A 19,333-nucleotide genomic window follows, 5' to 3' on the forward strand; every position below is an offset into this window, starting at 1 on the left:
GGCGATTTTTTCGAGCGGCGCCTCGCTCAGACAATATGGAATTAATGTCCGCCAAGGTAGGCTTTTTTAATTTCTTCGCTTGCTTGAAGCTCAGCAGCTGTGCCCGAAATCGTTACACGTCCAGTTTCGATCACATAACCACGGTTAGCAATGGATAAAGCCATATGGGCATTTTGTTCTACTAAGAGAATGGTCGTTCCTTCTTGGCTAATCTCCTCGATAATTTGAAAAATCGTTTTAACCATTAAAGGAGCCAATCCCATGGAAGGTTCATCCAGGAGCAACAGTTTTGGTCTCGCCATAATAGCTCGGCCCATTGCAAGCATTTGCTGCTCTCCTCCTGATAATGTACCTGATAGCTGTTTTCTACGCTCTAGCAAACGCGGAAATGTTTCATAGACCTTTTGAATATCTTTTTGAATTTCTTTAGAATCTTTTCTTAAAAAAGCTCCCAGCTCTAAGTTTTCTTCGACTGTCATATTGGCAAACACACGGCGCCCCTCCGGTACATGGGAGATTCCTGCTTTCACAATTCCTTGAGCAGCCTTCCCACCGATCGATTCACCTAAATATTGAATCTTTCCATTTTTCGGTTTAAGAAGCCCAGATAATGTTTTCAAAAGTGTACTTTTTCCCGCCCCATTCGCACCAATTAATGAAACGATTTCACCTTCATTCACTTCCAAAGAAACACCTTTGAGCGCTTGAATATTCCCGTAAAAAACATCAATTTGTTCCACTTTAAGCATAGTCATTTTGTAACCTCCTCACCTAAGTAAGCCTCGATGACTTTCGGATGATTACGAATTTCCTCTGGTGTTCCTTGCGCAATAAGCTGTCCATGATCTAATACATAAATCCTTTCGCAAATCCCCATAACTAAATTCATATCATGTTCAATCAACAATATCGTTATTTTTAATTCATTCCGGATAAGTGCAATTAATTCCATCAATTCATGTGTCTCTTGAGGATTCATCCCAGCAGCCGGTTCATCAAGCAATAACAACTTAGGACCAGCTGCTAAAGCTCTAGCAATTTCCAATCTTCTTTGCTGGCCATACGGAAGATTTTTTGCTAATTCATCTTTAAAGGGTTCTAATTGAAAAATCTTTAAGAACTCAATCGATTTTTCTTCCATCTCTTTTTCCCCAGAAAAGTGAGATGGAAGCCTTAGGATCGAGCTAATAATGGAATGGTTTGCTAATGAATGGTAAGCAACCTTAACATTTTCTAAAACAGATAACTCATTAAAGAGACGAATATTTTGGAATGTACGGCTAATTCCAAGGCGTGTTACTTTATATGGAGGCAAACCATTAAGCCGTTTCCCTTCTAACAGAATTTCTCCTTCTGTTGGGACATAAACACCTGTTAGCAGATTAAAGCTTGTTGTTTTTCCTGCTCCATTTGGACCGATAAGCCCAACAAGCTCTCCTTGGTTAATCTCCATATTAAAGCCGGAAACTGCTTTAAGCCCGCCAAACTGAATGCCAGCATCATGAACCTGAAGTAATGGTGAATGGCTCATGCTAGTTGCCTCCTTTCGCGCTTTTCCACTTGAAAAGATCCGTAATTTCACGTGTACCCATTAATCCTTGAGGACGATATAGCATCACGATAACTAACACAAGACTATACATAATCATTCGTGTTTCCGGGTAATCCTGTAAGAATGTCGACACTAATGTTAATAGAATTGCTGAAATAACCGCACCAGATAAGCTTCCAAGACCCCCTAGAACGACAAAAATGAGAATATCAAACGATTTTAGGAAGCCAAAGTTTGTCGGCTGAATGATATAGAAATTATGTGAATACAAACCTCCAGCAATACCTGCAAAGAAGGAGCCAAGTGCAAAAGCGATTACCTTATAGTAGGTTGTGTTAATGCCCATCGCATCGGCAGCGATTTCATTTTCACGTACAGAAATACATGCTCTGCCGTGTCTAGAATTGGTGAAGTTCATAATAACTACGATCGTAATAAATAAACATATAAACGTATAAGTCCAAGTTGTTAAATGGGTAACCTGCATTCCTGCCGCTCCGCCGACATAATCAATATTTAAGAATACGATCCGAATAATTTCTCCAAATCCTAAAGTCGCAATCGCCAAATAATCCCCTTTTAGACGAAGACTTGGGATTCCGACGATGAGGCCAGCTAAGGCTGCAACAATTCCGCCAACTAATAATGCGACTGGAAAAGGCAGATGAAGCTTCATCGTAATGATAGCTGAAACGTAAGCTCCTACAGCTAAAAATCCGGCATGTCCGATCGAAAATTGTCCTGTAATCCCAATTACTAAATGGAGACTGACTGCTAGGATGATGTTAATGCCAATAAAGATGAGTGTATTTGAATAAAATGGATTTAAGATTCCAGCATTAATAAGAAATTGTACAATACCGTATACAACGATTGATAAAATTAAAAATAGCCAAAATCCTTTGACCTTTTTCATCGTTTTTTCACCTACACTTTCTCTCTAGTATTTTTGCCAAAGATGCCTGACGGTCTAAATAATAGAATTAAAATGAGGATGATGAAGGCTGCCGCATCTCGCCATAGAGATAAACCTACGGCACTTACAACTGTTTCAACTACACCGAGAACAAGCCCGCCAATCATTGCTCCAGGAATAATCCCAATTCCGCCTAAAACGGCCGCGACGAATGCCTTTAAACCTGGAATGATTCCCATTAACGGATCAATTTTTGTATAATATACACCAAAAATAACACCCGCTGCTCCCGCCATCGCCGATCCAATAGCAAAAGTTGCTGAAATTGTATTGTTCACATTAATCCCCATCAAACGAGCTGCATCCATATCATGAGAGACTGCTCGCATTGCCTTGCCAATTTTCGTTTTGTGAACAATAAATTGTAATATAATCATTAAAATAATAGAAACGGAGAGAATTAATAGAGATTGGCTGCTGATTTGCACACCAAAAATTTCAAAGGATTTGTTAGGTAATACATTGGGATAAGCTTCTGGCTGTGCACCTCGAACATAGATCACTCCATATTCGATGAGAAGGGAAACTCCGATTGCCGTAATTAAGGCTGCGATACGCGTTGCATTCCTCAAGCGCTTATAGGCGATTCTTTCAATAAGAACTCCAAATATTGCACAAACAGTCATGGCCAATAATAATGCAGGGAAAAATCCCAGTCCCCAGCCTGTAATGGAATAAAAACCAACAAATGCTCCAATCATAAAAACATCGCCATGAGCAAAGTTAATTAATTTAATAATTCCGTACACCATCGTGTACCCTAGAGCGATTAGTGCATAAATACTACCGAGTGAAATACCGTTAACTAATTGCTGTATCCATTCCATGAACTCTCACTCCTTTTAACTTTATTCAGCAGAAGTCCACTACTTCTATAGCAGTGGAAGAATTTAATAAGAGTAACTAATTCAGTTGGGGTTCAACCCGACTGAATAAAGTTAAAGCCTCCGGCGGATGCACAGATTTTCAAAGGAAACTTTTCGAGCACGCTCGAAAAAATCTGTGCGCAAATACGCTAAGGCGTATTTGATTAAACCGCCTTTGCGTTGATGCTATATGATTTTCCTACTTATACCCGACAATTATCGTAACAGTAGGAAAGAAAAATGGGAGGATAGATAATCCCCCCATCTCTCCTGGTTAATCTTAAGGATTAACTTTAGATTTGAATTCTTGCTTACCATCAACATATTCTAAAACGGATGCAGATTTAATTAGATGGTGATTTTCGTCAACCGTAATTGTTCCAGTAATTAAAGATAAATCTTTTGTTTCTGCAAGGGCATCCTTAATTTTCTCTGAATCAGATGTGCTGCCCGCGCGTTTCATTGCATCAACAATGAGGTAAACTGTATCATATCCAAGTGCGTTAAATGCATCTGGAGATTTTCCATTATATTTGTCACCAAAAGCTTTAACAAACTTTTGAATCGTTTCATCAGGATCTCCAGATGAATAGTGATTGATGATGAATGTGTTATTTAGTGCATCAGCACCAGCTAGTTCAACTAGCTTTGGAGAATCCCATCCGTCAGCTCCCATTAATGGAACAGTAATTCCCATTTCTCTCGCTTGCTTTACAATTAGGCCAACTTCTTCATAGTATCCAGGTATGAAGATAAACTCTGGATTTTCCCCTTTAATACGCGTCAATGTAGAACGGAAATCTGTATCCTTAGCTACATATGATTCCTCAGCAACAATATTTCCTCCAGCCGCTTCAAATGTTTCTTTGAATGAAGCAGCAAGACCTTTTGCATAATCACTTGCATTGTCTGCATAAATAGCAACATTTTTTACTTTAAGATCATTTAAAGCAAAGTTAGCTGCAACTGTTCCTTGGAACGGGTCAATAAAAGCCGTACGGAATACATACTCATTTACTGATCCATCTTCCTTTACCGTTACAGTTGGGCTTGTACCAGATGGTGAAATTAGAACTGTCTTATTATCATTCGCAATTTGAGCTTGAGCCACTGTATTACCACTTGTAGCAGCACCAATAATTGCCGTTACTTTATCTTTGCTAGTCAATTTAATGGCAGCGTTTGTTGCTTCGGCTGCATCAGATTTATTATCAACCTTAACAATTTCAATTTCTTTGCCATCTACACCACCAGCAGCGTTGATTTCTTCAACTGCAAGTGCTACCCCATCAGCGATACCTGAACCATAAGATGCAACTTGACCCGAAAGCTCTAGGTTAGCACCAATTTTAATGGTATCTCCGCCTTTAGAAGAACCTGAACCCTCTGATCCTGTTTCTTTAGTACCTCCGCAGCCTGCAAGGATCCCAGCCATTAGCGTTGTAGCCATTAAGACTGAAGTGATTTTTTTCTTAAAAACCATTTCCTTTTCCCCCTCATTCTTTTTTCTGATTGTTCTAACAATTTGGTGTGCAGATAGGTATTCGAGCTAGATTAATAGATAATAATAATCTAACCTCCTTATAAAAAGTCAGTCTATATTCCTAATTAATATATTCCTGACTACTTAATCTAAAGATAGTATATTATTTTCTAACTAGTCTGTCAAAACATTATTTTTTAAATAGTTAAACTTTTTCAAAATATTTTTTTATTGGAATAAAAAAGAGACAAAGGTTCTATTTCCCTTGTCTCTAACATACTATTTAAATTCAGTTATTAATTATTTGGATAATATTTTTTATGCCCTTACTCTGTTTTTCACCGTGATTACAAAAATAATGAACAATACTAAAGTAGCTAGTAACCCTAATAATGTACTTTCAGTTAAACCTAATACAACATAACCAATTCCAGCGATAACTGCAGAGATAATCGCATATGGAAGCTGTGTCATGACGTGATCCATAAGATGGCTACCCGCTCCTGTTGAAGAAAGTATAGTTGTATCTGATATTGGTGAACAGTGATCACCAAATACAGAACCAGCAAGTACAGCTGCTAAAACTGGAAGCAATAGGTTAATATCTGACGCTGCGGCAATATCCCCTGCAATCGGGAGCATCATTCCAAAAGTTCCCCAAGATGTTCCAGTCGCAAACGCCATTAAACCTGCTACAACAAATAGAATGACTGGTAAGTATGCTACATTCACATTCCATTCTTCTACTTTTCCAGCTAAATATGTTCCAGTTTCAAGCTGTCCAATTAAATCAATAATTACCCACGCAAATAGTAAGATATAGACAGCTGGTAGCATAGATTTGATTCCCTCTATTATTCCCTTTGGTAGAAGATTTACGTTTACTGCATTTTTAGCATAAGCCTGAATAAAGAATAAAATAAGTGAAACTAAAATCCCAAGAATTCCACCATATAAAAGAGAAGCTGTTACATCCGTGTTTTCAAAAATTGAAAAAATCGTTACAGTTCCTTCTGAAGCTTTATAGCCTGTCCATACCATAGAAACGACAGTCCCCACAATTAACGCTACAATCGGCCAAACTAAATCTCCGACTGAACCTTTGTCACTTTGTGGTAAATCTTGTTTTAACTCACCAAGAACTCCCTTTTTTGGATCGCTAACCTCACCAGTAGTAATTGCACGAGTTTCATGAACCTTCATACTTCCAATATTCAAGTTAAATATTGCGACCGCGAAAATCATAAGTAAAGCTGCTACTACATAAAGATTCATCGGAATGATATAAATGAATGCTGAAAGTGGTGAATACTCTGTTATACCGTGGGTTGCTAGAATGGGTGCAAGAATCGCGATAATGTATGCTCCCCAGCTTGAAATCGGTGACACCACGCAAATAGGTGCTGATGTTGAATCAATAATATAAGCAAGTTTAGCACGTGATACTTTATTACGGTCTGTAAGTGGTCTGCTTATTTGCCCAACTGCTAACGCGTTGAAATAATCGTCAATAAAAATAATAATACCTAAAGCGAATGTTAACAGCTGTGCACCTGTTCTTGTCTTGACCTTTGTTTGTGCCCATTCGCCAAAAGCACGGCTACCACCTGAGATGGAAATAAAAGCAGTGATCATTCCTAATAGGAATAAAAATAAGACTATATATACATTTCCTGTATTAATTGCACCATCTAATACAAAGACAGATTTAATACTATTCCAAATAGTGAGAGCAATGTTTTGAAGCCAAGCTCCAATTCCTTCATTTAGTAATACTTTTCCGTGTAAAACGACCGCAGCTGACACAATTCCAACTCCAAGGGAAAGTAGAACTCTGCGGGTTAAGGCAACCATAAGGAGAGCAATGATTGGTGGGATAATTGAATAAATAGTTCCAGACATGATGTGTTCCTCCAATATTGATTTTTCGTGAAGGGCCGGTCGTACGCGGTGAAAAAAGAGACTCATTTTTTACAAATAAAAAGAGAGTAATAATAGAAAATAACTATCATTACTCGGTATATACATTTATGATTTCCTTTTGTAGTATAATTCAATACACTCTATTAATCAATTATTCTAGTATAGTATTTTTTGGCATCCAGCTCCAGTGCCTAGCCAGTTTTCACCTTGAATATGCTTCTGTGAGTATCTTGCAAAAAGCTTCGCTATGAGCAGTTCGAGGTCACAAGCCTATCTGTCAAGAAGATCTAAGAGCAACCTTCTAGCCAGCTCAACTTATGCTTGTCAGGGCTTTTCAAGGCACTTCCACTTTTGTTCTTAATTTGTCGGGAGCTCAATAGAGGGTGAAGATTCACTACCATTGTTATAGAATTCAGGAACATCGTGCAAAATATTTTGGTTGATAACAGGAATAATGGTTTCGATTTCAACCTCTCCTGTTGAAAATGGTAAAATAACTTGCATTGTTACTGTCGCGAGAACATTATACTGAAACCATCCATTATTAATTCCCCACTCGTCAATTTTTCCTTGTGGCGTTGTTTCCCCAAAACCGACCATATGAAATCGAATCGGAATTTCCGGACCTAAGTTCCCTAGGATGGCATTGTTTGTTGCCTCTCCAAGGGGTACTTTAAAGACAAATCCTGTTTGCCCTGTTGCATCATCTTTTTCAACTTCTAAATCTGGATTTTCAAGTTTATTAATTTCTCCTTCATTAACATACTTTAAATATCTCTCAATATTTCCAAGCGTCTTTGTTGCCATTTTGTTGACCATCTGAGTGTTATAACTAATTACTTTCCCAGTTTCATCTGTTTGGACAATACTTAAATCCTCTTGGACTAATTCTTCTTCATTTATTTGTTGGTTAATTGCATTTTTGATTACAGAGGCAGCTACCTTCTTTGTTTCATTTTCAGCATATGCCAAAAGTGCAGGCTCAATCGCTTTGTTAATAATAAATAAACCGATTAACGTCGAGAAGATAAAAAAGACAATAGTTAATAAAAAGACGTAACGAAAAGGCAAGGGCCCTTTCCTTCTTGGTTGTAGACGACGTCTGTATTTTGCCAAACGAAAATCCCCCCTTACATGCTATATGTATGCAAGTAAGGGGGGATGTACGATAATTATTTTTATTCAACATAATTCTGTGATAACAGCCTCTATTTATATGGAATACCTTCCCTTAGGTTTTTTAGTATTAGATCATTTTTAATAGGGCGTCTTTGCCTTTCATTCCTACTGTAATTCCTCGGTTTTCGGCTTCATATGTGATTGATTCGAGAGGGGCATCCAGTAATTGCTCGATTGTACGAACACCAACTGCCCTACCAGCAATAATGCCTCGTTCTTTAAGTTTTTCATTTAATAGTGCAACGTCAAGTGCTCCACACATAATGTAGCCATTTTCATTTGTGACTGCCATAAAATTCGTTTTAGGTAGGTTAACGGTAATAGCTGTAAATTGATGATTATCAATTATTATTGGTGTCATTGAGACCATTCCTAGCACACTCCTTTCCTTACTAATTTATAATTATGTATCTGGAAAGAAAATTGTGTTAGAAATTGGTGCTTGTTATTGACCTATCTTTTGCTACATCTTTTGACTAGGAAGCTTAGACCTTTTTACTGATTGATTTTATTTTTTCAGCCAAAAGATCCCTTATGAATTCCGGCATATAATATTTTTTTTCTTTTGCATCCCGTATGACAGGAAAAAGCAATCCGAACGTAAACATATCAATGGTTGCAATCGAATATGTTTTATCTGGCTCAAGCTTTTCACCATTGATTTTAATTTCAGTAATATGATCCACTCCATCTGAGAGCATTGCCGTTTCGAGCTCTACTCCATCATACACCATTTTCCCCATGACCTTTCCACGGAAGCCTAGGCCTTTAATTCTGAGGTTTTCCATTTCCTCTGTATTTGCCTGTAAAATGATTTCCTTAAGTTCATCACCTTTTACCCAAACCTTACAAGGATTGATTGGATGTGGGCAGATTCGATGCAGGTCTTCTCTTGTTACTTTTCCGATTGGGAGCGAATCAAGCAACAGCCCCGCATTGACCATTGATATGTCACCATCACACCATTCACGGAGCACTTCAGCTAAAAGCATAGAAAAAGAGTTCTTAGCAAACCAGTCACTAATGAGTGGTTCATCTATTTCTGCGATAATATCGTTTCTTAAAATTTGTGTGCTTTCCAATAAGAACTGTGAAAGGATTTCATTCGTTTCTTCGCTCGCTTGAAGCAATTTTGTTGGGATTACATTTGCTGTACTTTCGATAAGCTGTTTTTGTTCCGGATCTATTTTAAGGGTAACATGACCGATGTAATTCCCGTATTTTTCCGCACAGCATAGCAATGTATTATTAATTCGTTTGCCATTTTCTAAAAGGTGATGTGTATGCCCACCAAGGAGGACATCAACTTCAGGGAAGCGGCTTGCGATTTGTTCGTCCTCATTGATTCCTAGATGAGACAACAAGAGGATCATGTCGGTTTTGCCTTTAAGTTCATCAAGTGTTTCTCTTAAAACAACGAGTGGGTCTTTGATTTTCCAGCCGAGTAGCTTATATAATCCAATATAATGAATAGTTAAACCAATAATTCCAATTTTAAAACCACTTGGCAAGATGTGAATATCATAGGGACGAGCCCAGTTTGGTAGCTTTTCATTCCGGTCAAAAAGATTTGCAAGTAATACCTTAAATTCAGCTTCGTTATATAAGGAATCAAGATGTTCATAGGACATCGTAATTCCCTCATTGTTTCCGATGGTTGCATAGTCGTAATGTAGCTGGTTTAAAAGCTTAACATTCGTCTTTCCATAGGAAGCTTCTGAAATTGGATGAAAGCGATCAATATGGTCTCCAATATCAATTAATAGCATTTCTTCATTGTTTTGATGGTGATGCTGTCTCATTTCCGTAATATATTTTGTGATTTTGGGCCAGCGGTCAAAATGGCTATGGAGATCGTTTGTATGATAAATATGTACTGTTTCAACCAATCCATTCACCTCCATTCGTATCTTTAAGAATCCTGTATATGTAGTATTAACTAAAAAAGTCTAATTGCCTTGGAGCAAGGCCTCGGTATTCGATTCCGAGCATATCGATAAATTGTTTAGCGTTGTCTGCTGCGTCTCCACCTGAGTTATTATTGAACAACACATAGATGGTTTCGCTTTCTTTGTTGAGTTCATGGATGTACTCAATCCATTCTTCTAGTTCTTTCTTATTATACTTGTATAAGTACCTAACATCACGCCAATTGCCTTCGTTTGGCTTTGTCCATCCATGAACATTGCGACCATGGAATCGTATAAGTGTTTTCTGTTGGTTTGTTGGATGAAGGACCATTGGAATTGAACCTGAGCCGGCTTGAGGTTCGTCACAGATACTATGAATCCACCCTTCTTGTTTCATAAATAATAAGGTTTGATCCTGTAGTTGTGATGAAAACCAAGATTGATGTCGAAACTCTAGTGCTACCGGGATATCCCCCATTTGTTGCTTGCACCATCTCAAATAGTCCACATTTTCACGTTTACAATCATACCACGGTGGAAATTGAAATAAAACCATGGCGAGCTTGTTGGATTGCCGATACGGTTCAAGTGATAAACAAAAGGCATCAAACATGTCTTTTCTTGATTCAAATGGAATTTCACCACGCTGATGTCCTGTCATACCCTGATAGGCTTTGACAATGAATTGAAAGGTATCCGGTGTGTCTTTTATCCATTTTTCAACGTTCCGTTTAGGCTGTATGGCGTAAAAGGATGCATCTACTTCGACGATTGGAAAATGACCAGCATATTCCTTTAGCTTGTCCCTTGGTGATGTTCCAGCAGCATATAGACTATCATGGTCCCCCCAGCCAGTAACACCGACGTAGATCATCGGCTCACCTCCTATGTATAATCAGCAACTTATATCATTTATTTTAACATTTTGAGAAAGATTTTTAATACTTCGTGATGATTTTCGGAACTTTAAAATATAAATCAAAAATTAAAATACACCATGCGGTTCCTTCCGCATGGTGTATTTCCACTATAACAAATTCCAAAACCTCTTTATACATGGCATGTAAATTCATCACTGCATACTAGTCTTGCAATTCGACTTCCTAAAACTTAATAATCTTTCCCACGTTATTACGATTTAAGTTTTAACCAATTCATTCAATCCAAGAAAATCCAATGCATTTTGTCCAAGCATTAGTTTTGTATCTTCTTCTGAAATATCCTCAAGACTGTCAATAACCTTTCCAACCGGCTTTTCACGTAGCAGGAATGGATAATCAGATCCGGCAATAATTTGCTTTGTCCCAAATCGTTCAATCATAAATTTCAAATTATCCGAATCGTAAACGAGTGAATCGTAATACAGTTTTTTTGCATAGAAGCTTGGGGGTTTTTCTGTATTCCGGGTATCCGGCCAGACTTCCCAGCCTTTATCCATTCTTGGAAGGATATAAGGCAGAGACCCCCCACCATGTGCAAAACAAATTTTTAGATTTGGTAGCTTATCTAGCATCCCACTCATTATGATACTTCCTGCTGCTAAGGCAGTTTCTGATGGCATTCCGACAGTATACATTGAATTAAAACGTTGCAGTCTTTCTCTACCTAATGTTGCCCATGGATGGACAAAAAGTGGAACATTCAATTCTGCTGCTGCTTCAAAAAAAGGATACAAGGAATCGTCATCTAGATTCAGTCCGTTTACATTCGATCCTATCTGAATCCCTTTAAGTCCTAACTCATTAACAGCCCTTTCCATCTCGGCTATCGCCAGTTTCATATCCTGCAGTGGAACCGTGCCCATTCCAATAAATCGATCCGGGTACTTTTTCACCACTGAAGCGATAAAATCATTTTGTGACTGTGCAAGCTCCAATCCTGCCTGCGAATCCGACCAGTAGGCGAAGGTTACAGGAATCGGTGACAGAACCTGAATATCCACACCTTCCTTGTCCATGTCCTCAATCCGCTTTTCAGGATCCCATGTCTGGTCCGTTATCTTCCTGAATGTTTTACCTTGGATCTTAATTTCAGCACCGCAGCTGCAGGTCATTTCTAGAGTTGGAAATCGATTATCTGTATATTTCGCTGCCAGATCAGGGAATTCTTCGGAGATGATGTGCGTATGAAAATCAACCCTTAACTTTTTTGTCAAACTGAAAACCTCCTTTCTTAAAATCTCCCGAACGATCTATTTCTTTATTTCTGTACCATAAGTTAAGTAGCTTTTTGGTGGTGTGCTTCCCCACATATCAAGACCAAATTGCCCTGTTCCTGATTGCCATTCAATTGGCTCCCAGTCTGGTGCGAAAATAAGCATTCCACCTGTCCACAGTTCTACTCGATTGCCCGAAGGCTCAAAAGCATATAGGAATTGTGCACCGCTTGTACCATGCTTTCCTGGTCCCCACTCGATTTTGATGTCATTTTCAGCCATGATATTCAGTGCACGAAGTAATTCATCTGGTGAATCTAGAAAATATGCAACGTGATGGAGGAGTGCTCCTGATTGATTACTGTTACGCATGAGCGCAATTTCATGTGCTATATTTGTTTTGCTCAGCCACGAGCCAAGACGAACATCGGCTTCATTTTGGATATAGTATCGATGATGGATTCCAAGGAAATTAGTCCACCATTCTTGTTCTTTTGCAACATCATCTACCATCACATTCACATGGTCAAAGCGGCGTGGCGCTGCACCTTTTCCAGTATATTTCATTGGGTGACTTGGCAATTTGGAAGCTGTTAGTGGGTTCGAATACTTTTCCATTTCCCAGTAAAGCTCAACAGGAATTCCAGCTGGGCTGTGGAATTTGATGGCATCACCCTGTCCAAGTTCAGTACCACCTTGAATCCACTCATAGTCTGTCCCTGACTCTATTAACGATTTTTCGAATGCATAGAGTGACTTTTCAGAGTTAACTCGCCAACCAAAATGATTTAGACCAGATGTTTCGGACCTTTGAAGAACCAATGTATGATGGTCCCAGTCCTGCCATGCTCGAAGATAAACCTTGTCTTTTTCCTCTGCGGATACATGCAGTCCGAGAACCTCAGTGAAAAACCATGTAGATCTTTCGAGGTTAGTCACATTGATTGATGCATGACCAATGTGTGCAACATTCGATAATTTCAAATCTAGTTCAGTAAGTTCTACCTCTTTTTGTTTTGCATTTGATAACGTCATTTTTCATACCTCCAATTTTCCCTTTGTTTTCGAATAAATTATTCCATAATGGAAATCGCTCACATTCCTTAGGTAATTCTCATTATTCAAATAATTCATTGTAAAAAATATGGTTTTTTTGATTTACAGGATGATATTCCTGAACTAGTTCCTATTATATGGGCAAGAAAATGCAAACAAAAGCGCTAGATTCCTCTATGTGGAACAGCAGGGAATATTTTTAGAAAAAGAGGAAAATTCCATTAAAATAATTGTAAACGTTGCCATTTTCATATACACAACCAAATATAAATGATAGAATATTTAGAACATAATTGATTTTTATATGTTAACTAACATTTAAAGCATATATTTTGTTCCGCTATATGGAACATCTAACGAAAGGGGAATGGAAAATGTCTAAGAAAAGAAATGATCCACAAATTCTCTCATCCGTCAGTAATGCACTTCGTATTCTCAAAAGTTTTTCGACATTTGAACCTACACAAAAGGTGAGTGACCTGTCAGAATCTCTCGGTCTAGCAAAAAGTACAGTAAGTCGTTTGCTTGCAACACTTGCCCATGAAGGTTTTGTAGTAAAAGAGAAAAGGACTGGAAAATACAAACTTGGATTATCAGTATTAACACTAGGCGGGATTGTTACAAATCACTTGGAAATCCATAAAGAAGCAGCCCCCCTACTACATAAATTAGTGCATGATACAGGCGAAACAGCACATTTATCGATTCTGGATGGTCTGGACACAATCTATATTCATAAGGAGGAATGCACTCACCCTGTTCGTATTCTCACCCATCTTGGCAGAAAAAACCCTGCTTACTGCACAAGCTCCGGGAAAGTGTTGCTTGCATTTGATGAAACTAATGTTGTTGAAAAGACAATCGAACAAGGGCTGCATGCCTATACAAGTAAAAGTATTACAGACCCAGATGAGTTGCGGAAAGAAATGGAGTTAATTCGACAAAGAGGGTATGCAATAAGTACCGAGGAATTAACAGAAGGAACAAGATCTGTCTCAGCACCTATTCGTGATTATACAGGGAAGGTTATCTCTGCCATAAATGTAGTCGGCCCTCTCCAACGCATGCCAGATTATAAGGTACCGGATATCGCAAAAAAAGTAATAAATGCAGGCAATGAAGCTTCTGAAAGGTTAGGGTATGATAAAAGATTTTTGGAGATCCGATAGATTATTAAAAGGAATAAATTAAGCAAAAGGTAGACTCGAGATATGAGTCTACCTTTTTTGGAAGCTATGAAACTCCCAAATATTTATGCTGAACATCCTTATTTTCTAACAATTCATCAGGTGAACCATTCCAAACAATCGTACCCTTGTTCATGATTAAGATTTCATCCGCTACCTGGCAGGCAAGTGAAATATTTTGCTCCACCATTAATATCGAAAGTCCGGTCTCTTTCAGCTTACAGACAATCTCACCCACTTGGTCAATAATAACCGGGGCGAGTCCTTCAGATGGCTCATCCATTAACAGAAACTGCGGATTAGTCATCAATGCCCGAGCAATTGCCAGCATTTGCTGCTGTCCGCCGGATAGCTGATTACCCATATTATTTTCGCGTTCCTTAAGAATTGGGAATAGCTCATAAACCTTGTCGATATCCCAGTTTACTGCTTGACTATTTCCTTTTCTTTTCCGAGCAGGCATCGTTAAGTTTTCTCTAATGGTAAGGGAGGGAAATATTCTTCTTCCTTGTGGTACTAAGCCAATACCATGACGAGAAATTTGGTGTGTTGGTAGAGCTTGTACTTGTTTACCATTAAAAGTGATGGTACCACGTTTTGATTTGACCAGACCAGATAAAGTATGAATTGTTGTTGTTTTTCCTGCTCCATTTCGTCCCAAAAGTGCGACACATTTTCCCTCTGGAACGGTAAATGTAACCCCTTGAAGGATATGACTTGTTCCATAATAGGAATGAACATCTTGTAACTCAAGCATGTTTTTTCGCACCTCCACCGAAGTAAATTTCCTTTACCATATCGCTATTTCTAACTTCTTCTGGAGCACCAGTTAATATTGGCTCACCATGGTGAAGAACAGTAATTCGATCTGCAATCGCAAAGACTACTTCCATATCATGTTCTATTACCACTAACGCCATGGAGCGCGGCAGTCTTTGAATCATCTCGGAAGTTTGAGTTGTTTCTGCCGGAGACATTCCAGATGTTGGTTCATCTAATAAGAGAAGCTTTGGTTTACTAGCCATTGCCAATAGTACTTCTAGTAAACGTTGTTCCCCATAGGATAGATTATTTATTTTCACATCACGGCGATGGGTAATCTTCCATTCTTCTAATATCTGATTTGTTTCTTTTTTTATGTCAGAACGACTTGTTAGGGAAAACCATACGTCATGACGATATTTTTTCTTGGCTGTTAAGGCAAGATGAATATTTTCTTCGACCGTTAAATCACCAAATAAATTATTCTTTTGAAATGTTCGTGACATCCCTAAATGAACTAATCTATGAGAAGGAAGATTTGTAATATCTTTCCCTTCAAAATGCACCGTTCCTGAAGTAATAGGAAGATGATTTGTTATAGAATTAAAAAGAGTCGTTTTCCCAGCACCATTTGGGCCAATAATAACATGACGTTCGCCTGGCTGTACTTCCAATGATACATCATGTAGTACTTGTAGGGTTCCAAATGATTTATTTATTTTATCTACTTTTAGTAAGCTCAACTGATAACCTCCTCCTTTTCTGGTTGACTAGTAGAGGAATCTTTATTATTTTTGCGTTTATTTTTAAAAATCATATCGACACCTAATTTCAACCACTGGATGACTCCGCCTTTTCCAAGAAGAACAAGGAAGATGAGAATCGCACCCAAAATCAATGGCCATCTTTCCGTATAGGTACTGATAAAGTTTTGGAGGAAAATGAATACACCCGCTCCAATGGCAGGTCCAAGCAAGGTTCCTACGCCCCCAATGATAACCATGATCATTACTTGACCTGAAAACAGCCAACCTGATAACTCTGGAGAGACGAAAACGTTATAGAAGGAATAAAGTGAACCAGCAAACCCTGCTAATGCTCCGGAAAGGGTATAGGCTAATAGTTTATAAACACGAACGTCATAGCCAAGCGCACTCATACGCCCTTCATTTTCCATGACGCCTTTCGTAATTTTTCCTGCTGGAGATTCCACGAATAATCTTAGTAAGATAAAGACGGCGACAAAAATAATTCCCATCACATAATACATAGTACGCGGATCAAATATGTCACCAAATCCAAGATTCATAATAGCAGAAACAGACATCCCATCCGCTCCACCTGTTACATCCTTCATTTGCCAGAATAGAGTAAATATCATTTGGCTAAAAGCAAGAGTAATCATTAGAAAGTAGAATTGAGAAGTACGGATAAATACGGCTCCAGTAATGAATGCAAGCAATCCAGCAATCACAACCGCTATAATAATGATTAAATACGTATTAGTCACAAACTGCCCGATTAATGCAACAGAATAGGCACCAATTCCAAAAAAGGCAGCATGCCCTAGGGAATCTAAACCAGCATATCCCATAATTAAGCCCAAACTCATGGCGAACATAGCCATGATAAAAATTTCAGTTGTTAAATTCGTTCCGAAATCAGAAAGTACTTGTGGTACCACGAAAACGACGAGGAGAAGTAAAACAGCATAAAGAATATTTTTTTTCAATTATGCCACCTCTCTTCCAAATAGACCTTGAGGACGAATAATTAAAATAATCATCATGATTAAGAATACAATGAGCATGGATAAGGATGGGAACCATACTTTACCGAATATTTCCAACACCCCAATGATTAAAGCACCAATAAATGATCCCTTCCATGAACCCAAGCCACCTATTACAACGACTATTAAGGATGTGATAAGGATCTCAGCTTCCATTCCTGTATACATACCTAAGAGTGGCCCGCCTAATACTCCACTAAATCCAGCTAAAGCTGCTCCAAAGATAAATACACCTGTAAATACAACCCCTACATTAATACCTAGAGCACTAACCATAGCACGATCATCTACCCCTGCTCGAATGACTGCCCCTATACGTGTCTTTGCTTCTAAATACCATAATAAAACTGCTAATAAACAACCAACTAAAACGACAAATAAACGAAATACCGGGAATGCCATATCCCCAATTGGGATGGACATATTAAGCATGGCAGGTACTGAAATCAATTGCATTTCTGTTCCCCAAATCCATTTGACAGAGTCAGCAATAACAAGCATTAAACCAAATGTCAGCAACACTTGTTGCAGCACTTTTCCATAAACAACTTTGATTAATACCTTTTCAAGGATAAGACCAAATATCCCTACTGAAATAGCGGATAAAAGTAATGCAAACCAAAAGTTAATCCCATTGCTAATAAAGGTAAAGGCCAAATAGGATCCTAGCATGAACAGTGCTCCATGTGATAGATTAACAACATTCATAACTCCAAGAATAATCGTAAGCCCTGCTGCAATCATAAAGTAAAGCATTCCATATGCAATGCCCGTTATAAGTTGAACTAGAATTATATCCAAGGACTCTCCCCTCTCTTCCTTTTTATAATGTAGTAGAATAATCTGTCTTTTAAATAATAAATGGGGTTGTCTTTTGGGACAGCCCCATTTATTTAGTTAATAATAAATTCTAGTAACCATTATTCAAATGGTGATTTCTCTGGCATTGTTACTTTTTCTTTTGTTTCAATTACTTCAGGAACAAGTTTTCCATCTTTCATCACATTTTTCGTAATATACATGTTCTGAATGATGTTATGCGTTTTTTCATCAATTGTACTTGGCCCACGAGGACTATCATAAGAAATACCTGGTAATTCTTTGATTAATTTTTCTGCTTCCACGCCACCTGCTGCAGCTATAGCTTTGTCAATAACTGTTGCTGAGTCATATCCATTAACAGAGAACGTATTTGGAAGCTTTCCGTATTTCTTTTCATAACCTTCAACAAATTTTTTGTTTAAATCATTCTCTAACCAAGGAGAGTATACAGTTCCAGCAAGAAATCCTTCCGAACCATCTCCAGTAGGCTCTAACATTAGTAAATCACCGAACTCTAATGTTCCAGACATTGGAATTTTATCTTTCAAACCAAATTCCTTGTATTGTTGAATATAACGAATGCCGTCACTACCAGCAAAGAAGGAGTAGATTACATCTGGCTCTAAGCTAGATGCTTCTTGTAAATAAGTAGAGAAGTCATTTGTTCCTAATTTCGGATAAAGTTCTTTTAATACTTCACCGCCTGCTTCTTCATAGGCAGCCTTAAATGATCTTAATACTTCGATACCAGCTGGGAAATCAGAACCCATAATAACTGCTTTTTTACCAACATTTTCTGCTACATACTCTGCAAGCGGGTATCCATTTTGCCAGTTAGACCAAGAAACACGGTATACATAATCACTCTTTTTACTCCAGTTAAGATCGTCTGCTGCTGCGTTTGGTATAATCATTGGAATTTTGTCTTTATTTACTTCATCACGTAATGCAAGAGCGATAGATGAGTTAGTTGTTCCAACAAGAAGGTCTACTTTTTCACTATGAACTAATTGTCGATATTTTCTTAAACCAACCTGAGGATTTCCTTCGTCATCTTCAAATTTTAGCTCTACATTTTTACCGCCTAATTTCCCATCATGTTCTTCTAAATATAGTTCGAATCCTTCTTTAATACTTTCAGATAATGGAGCCAATGGACCTGTAAAGGATAGGACAAAACCAATTTTAATCGATTCGCCTTCTGCTGATTTAGATTTTCCCCCTGTTGTGGTAGATTCTTGTTTTGCTCCTTGGCAACCTGCAACAAAAATCATTATTGCTAAAAGAAACAGGCACATTAATTTCCATTTTGATTTCGTTTTCTTCATTTTCAATTCCCCCTTTTGTAATTACTGATTAACTACCATTTCAAAACTACTTTTTTAAAGCGTTTACATATTCGTTCTATGTAATTTGATAAATACCTCCTTTTCCGACACGTTTTCGACATTTACTTCAAAATGTTCTGAGTTTTCTATCTTACTAGAATATTAGTATGTCTTTGTTCCTTCTGCAACACCATTGTTCCGCTATACGCAACTTGTTTAATTTTTTTAAATAAAAATATAAAAAACCACCTCGCAGTTAAAGGTGATTTTTCAAATTAGTAAATAAAGTTGCAACTTTATATTTTTCCGCAATCTGTGGTAGAGTCTTTTTGAATCATTTAT

18 protein-coding genes are annotated in these 19,333 nt (G+C 38.0%); 1 reads left to right on the top strand and 17 read right to left on the bottom strand.

Annotated elements, in window-relative coordinates:
• Positions 1–41: 41 nt before the first annotated feature.
• The 12 genes from V7097_RS12885 to V7097_RS12940 all read right to left on the bottom strand — a co-directional run bounded on the left by V7097_RS12885 (position 42) and on the right by V7097_RS12940 (position 13,079).
• Complete coding sequence (locus V7097_RS12885) at positions 42–749, bottom strand: ABC transporter ATP-binding protein (RefSeq protein WP_335704165.1); 708 nt, start codon at positions 747–749, stop codon at positions 42–44.
• A 2-nt stretch (positions 750–751) separates the two neighbouring features.
• Positions 752–1,531: an ABC transporter ATP-binding protein gene (locus V7097_RS12890; protein ID WP_335704024.1), complete on the bottom strand. Its 780-nt coding sequence runs from the start codon at positions 1,529–1,531 to the stop codon at positions 752–754.
• Position 1,532: 1 nt separating this feature from the next.
• The gene (locus V7097_RS12895) at positions 1,533–2,468 is read right to left on the bottom strand and encodes a branched-chain amino acid ABC transporter permease (protein ID WP_335704025.1); all 936 of its coding nucleotides are present in this window, start codon (positions 2,466–2,468) and stop codon (positions 1,533–1,535) included.
• Between the two features lie 11 nt (positions 2,469–2,479).
• A complete protein-coding gene (locus tag V7097_RS12900) occupies positions 2,480–3,355 on the bottom strand; it encodes a branched-chain amino acid ABC transporter permease (protein WP_335704026.1) in 876 nt (291 codons plus the stop codon).
• A 319-nt stretch (positions 3,356–3,674) separates the two neighbouring features.
• Positions 3,675–4,877 (bottom strand): ABC transporter substrate-binding protein, encoded by a 1,203-nt coding sequence (locus V7097_RS12905; RefSeq protein WP_335704027.1) that lies wholly within the window; start codon positions 4,875–4,877, stop codon positions 3,675–3,677.
• 318 nt (positions 4,878–5,195) lie between these two features.
• A complete protein-coding gene (locus V7097_RS12910; protein WP_335704028.1) occupies positions 5,196–6,779 on the bottom strand; it encodes a Na+/H+ antiporter NhaC family protein in 1,584 nt (527 codons plus the stop codon).
• A gap of 378 nt (positions 6,780–7,157) precedes the next feature.
• Positions 7,158–7,916 (bottom strand): sporulation protein YunB, encoded by a 759-nt coding sequence (yunB, locus tag V7097_RS12915; protein WP_335704029.1) that lies wholly within the window; start codon positions 7,914–7,916, stop codon positions 7,158–7,160.
• 130 nt (positions 7,917–8,046) lie between these two features.
• Positions 8,047–8,349, bottom strand: a complete 303-nt coding sequence (locus tag V7097_RS12920) for a YunC family protein (RefSeq protein ID WP_335704030.1) — start codon at positions 8,347–8,349, stop codon at positions 8,047–8,049.
• 115 nt (positions 8,350–8,464) lie between these two features.
• Entirely contained in the window at positions 8,465–9,868 is a 1,404-nt protein-coding gene (locus V7097_RS12925) for a bifunctional metallophosphatase/5'-nucleotidase (protein WP_335704031.1), read from the bottom strand.
• 46 nt (positions 9,869–9,914) lie between these two features.
• Positions 9,915–10,763 (bottom strand): DUF72 domain-containing protein, encoded by an 849-nt coding sequence (locus V7097_RS12930; RefSeq protein ID WP_335704032.1) that lies wholly within the window; start codon positions 10,761–10,763, stop codon positions 9,915–9,917.
• A gap of 264 nt (positions 10,764–11,027) precedes the next feature.
• Positions 11,028–12,044: an amidohydrolase family protein gene (locus V7097_RS12935; RefSeq protein WP_335704033.1), complete on the bottom strand. Its 1,017-nt coding sequence runs from the start codon at positions 12,042–12,044 to the stop codon at positions 11,028–11,030.
• A 36-nt stretch (positions 12,045–12,080) separates the two neighbouring features.
• A complete protein-coding gene (locus tag V7097_RS12940; protein WP_335704034.1) occupies positions 12,081–13,079 on the bottom strand; it encodes a VOC family protein in 999 nt (332 codons plus the stop codon).
• A 395-nt stretch (positions 13,080–13,474) separates the two neighbouring features.
• Here V7097_RS12940 and V7097_RS12945 point away from each other — a divergent pair, with 395 nt between their 5' ends.
• Positions 13,475–14,269: an IclR family transcriptional regulator gene (locus V7097_RS12945; protein ID WP_335704035.1), complete on the top strand. Its 795-nt coding sequence runs from the start codon at positions 13,475–13,477 to the stop codon at positions 14,267–14,269.
• A gap of 64 nt (positions 14,270–14,333) precedes the next feature.
• On the opposite strand, the gene V7097_RS12950 is transcribed toward V7097_RS12945, so the two are convergent.
• The 5 genes from V7097_RS12950 to V7097_RS12970 form a co-directional block, all read right to left on the bottom strand.
• Positions 14,334–15,044, bottom strand: coding sequence for an ABC transporter ATP-binding protein (locus tag V7097_RS12950; protein WP_335704036.1), 711 nt, complete (start codon positions 15,042–15,044; stop codon positions 14,334–14,336).
• Positions 15,037–15,792: an ABC transporter ATP-binding protein gene (locus V7097_RS12955; protein WP_335704037.1), complete on the bottom strand. Its 756-nt coding sequence runs from the start codon at positions 15,790–15,792 to the stop codon at positions 15,037–15,039. The genes V7097_RS12950 and V7097_RS12955 overlap by 8 nt, the downstream gene beginning before the upstream one ends.
• Positions 15,789–16,781, bottom strand: coding sequence for a branched-chain amino acid ABC transporter permease (locus tag V7097_RS12960; RefSeq protein ID WP_335704038.1), 993 nt, complete (start codon positions 16,779–16,781; stop codon positions 15,789–15,791). The genes V7097_RS12955 and V7097_RS12960 overlap by 4 nt, the downstream gene beginning before the upstream one ends.
• Positions 16,782–17,642, bottom strand: a complete 861-nt coding sequence (locus V7097_RS12965) for a branched-chain amino acid ABC transporter permease (RefSeq protein WP_335704039.1) — start codon at positions 17,640–17,642, stop codon at positions 16,782–16,784. It abuts the gene before it with no gap.
• A gap of 119 nt (positions 17,643–17,761) precedes the next feature.
• Positions 17,762–18,991, bottom strand: a complete 1,230-nt coding sequence (locus tag V7097_RS12970; RefSeq protein WP_335704040.1) for an ABC transporter substrate-binding protein — start codon at positions 18,989–18,991, stop codon at positions 17,762–17,764.
• Positions 18,992–19,333 lie beyond the last annotated feature (342 nt).

It is taken from the genome of Bacillus sp. JJ1562, assembly GCF_036962705.1.
Classification (GTDB): Bacteria; Bacillota; Bacilli; order Bacillales; family Bacillaceae_L; genus Ferdinandcohnia.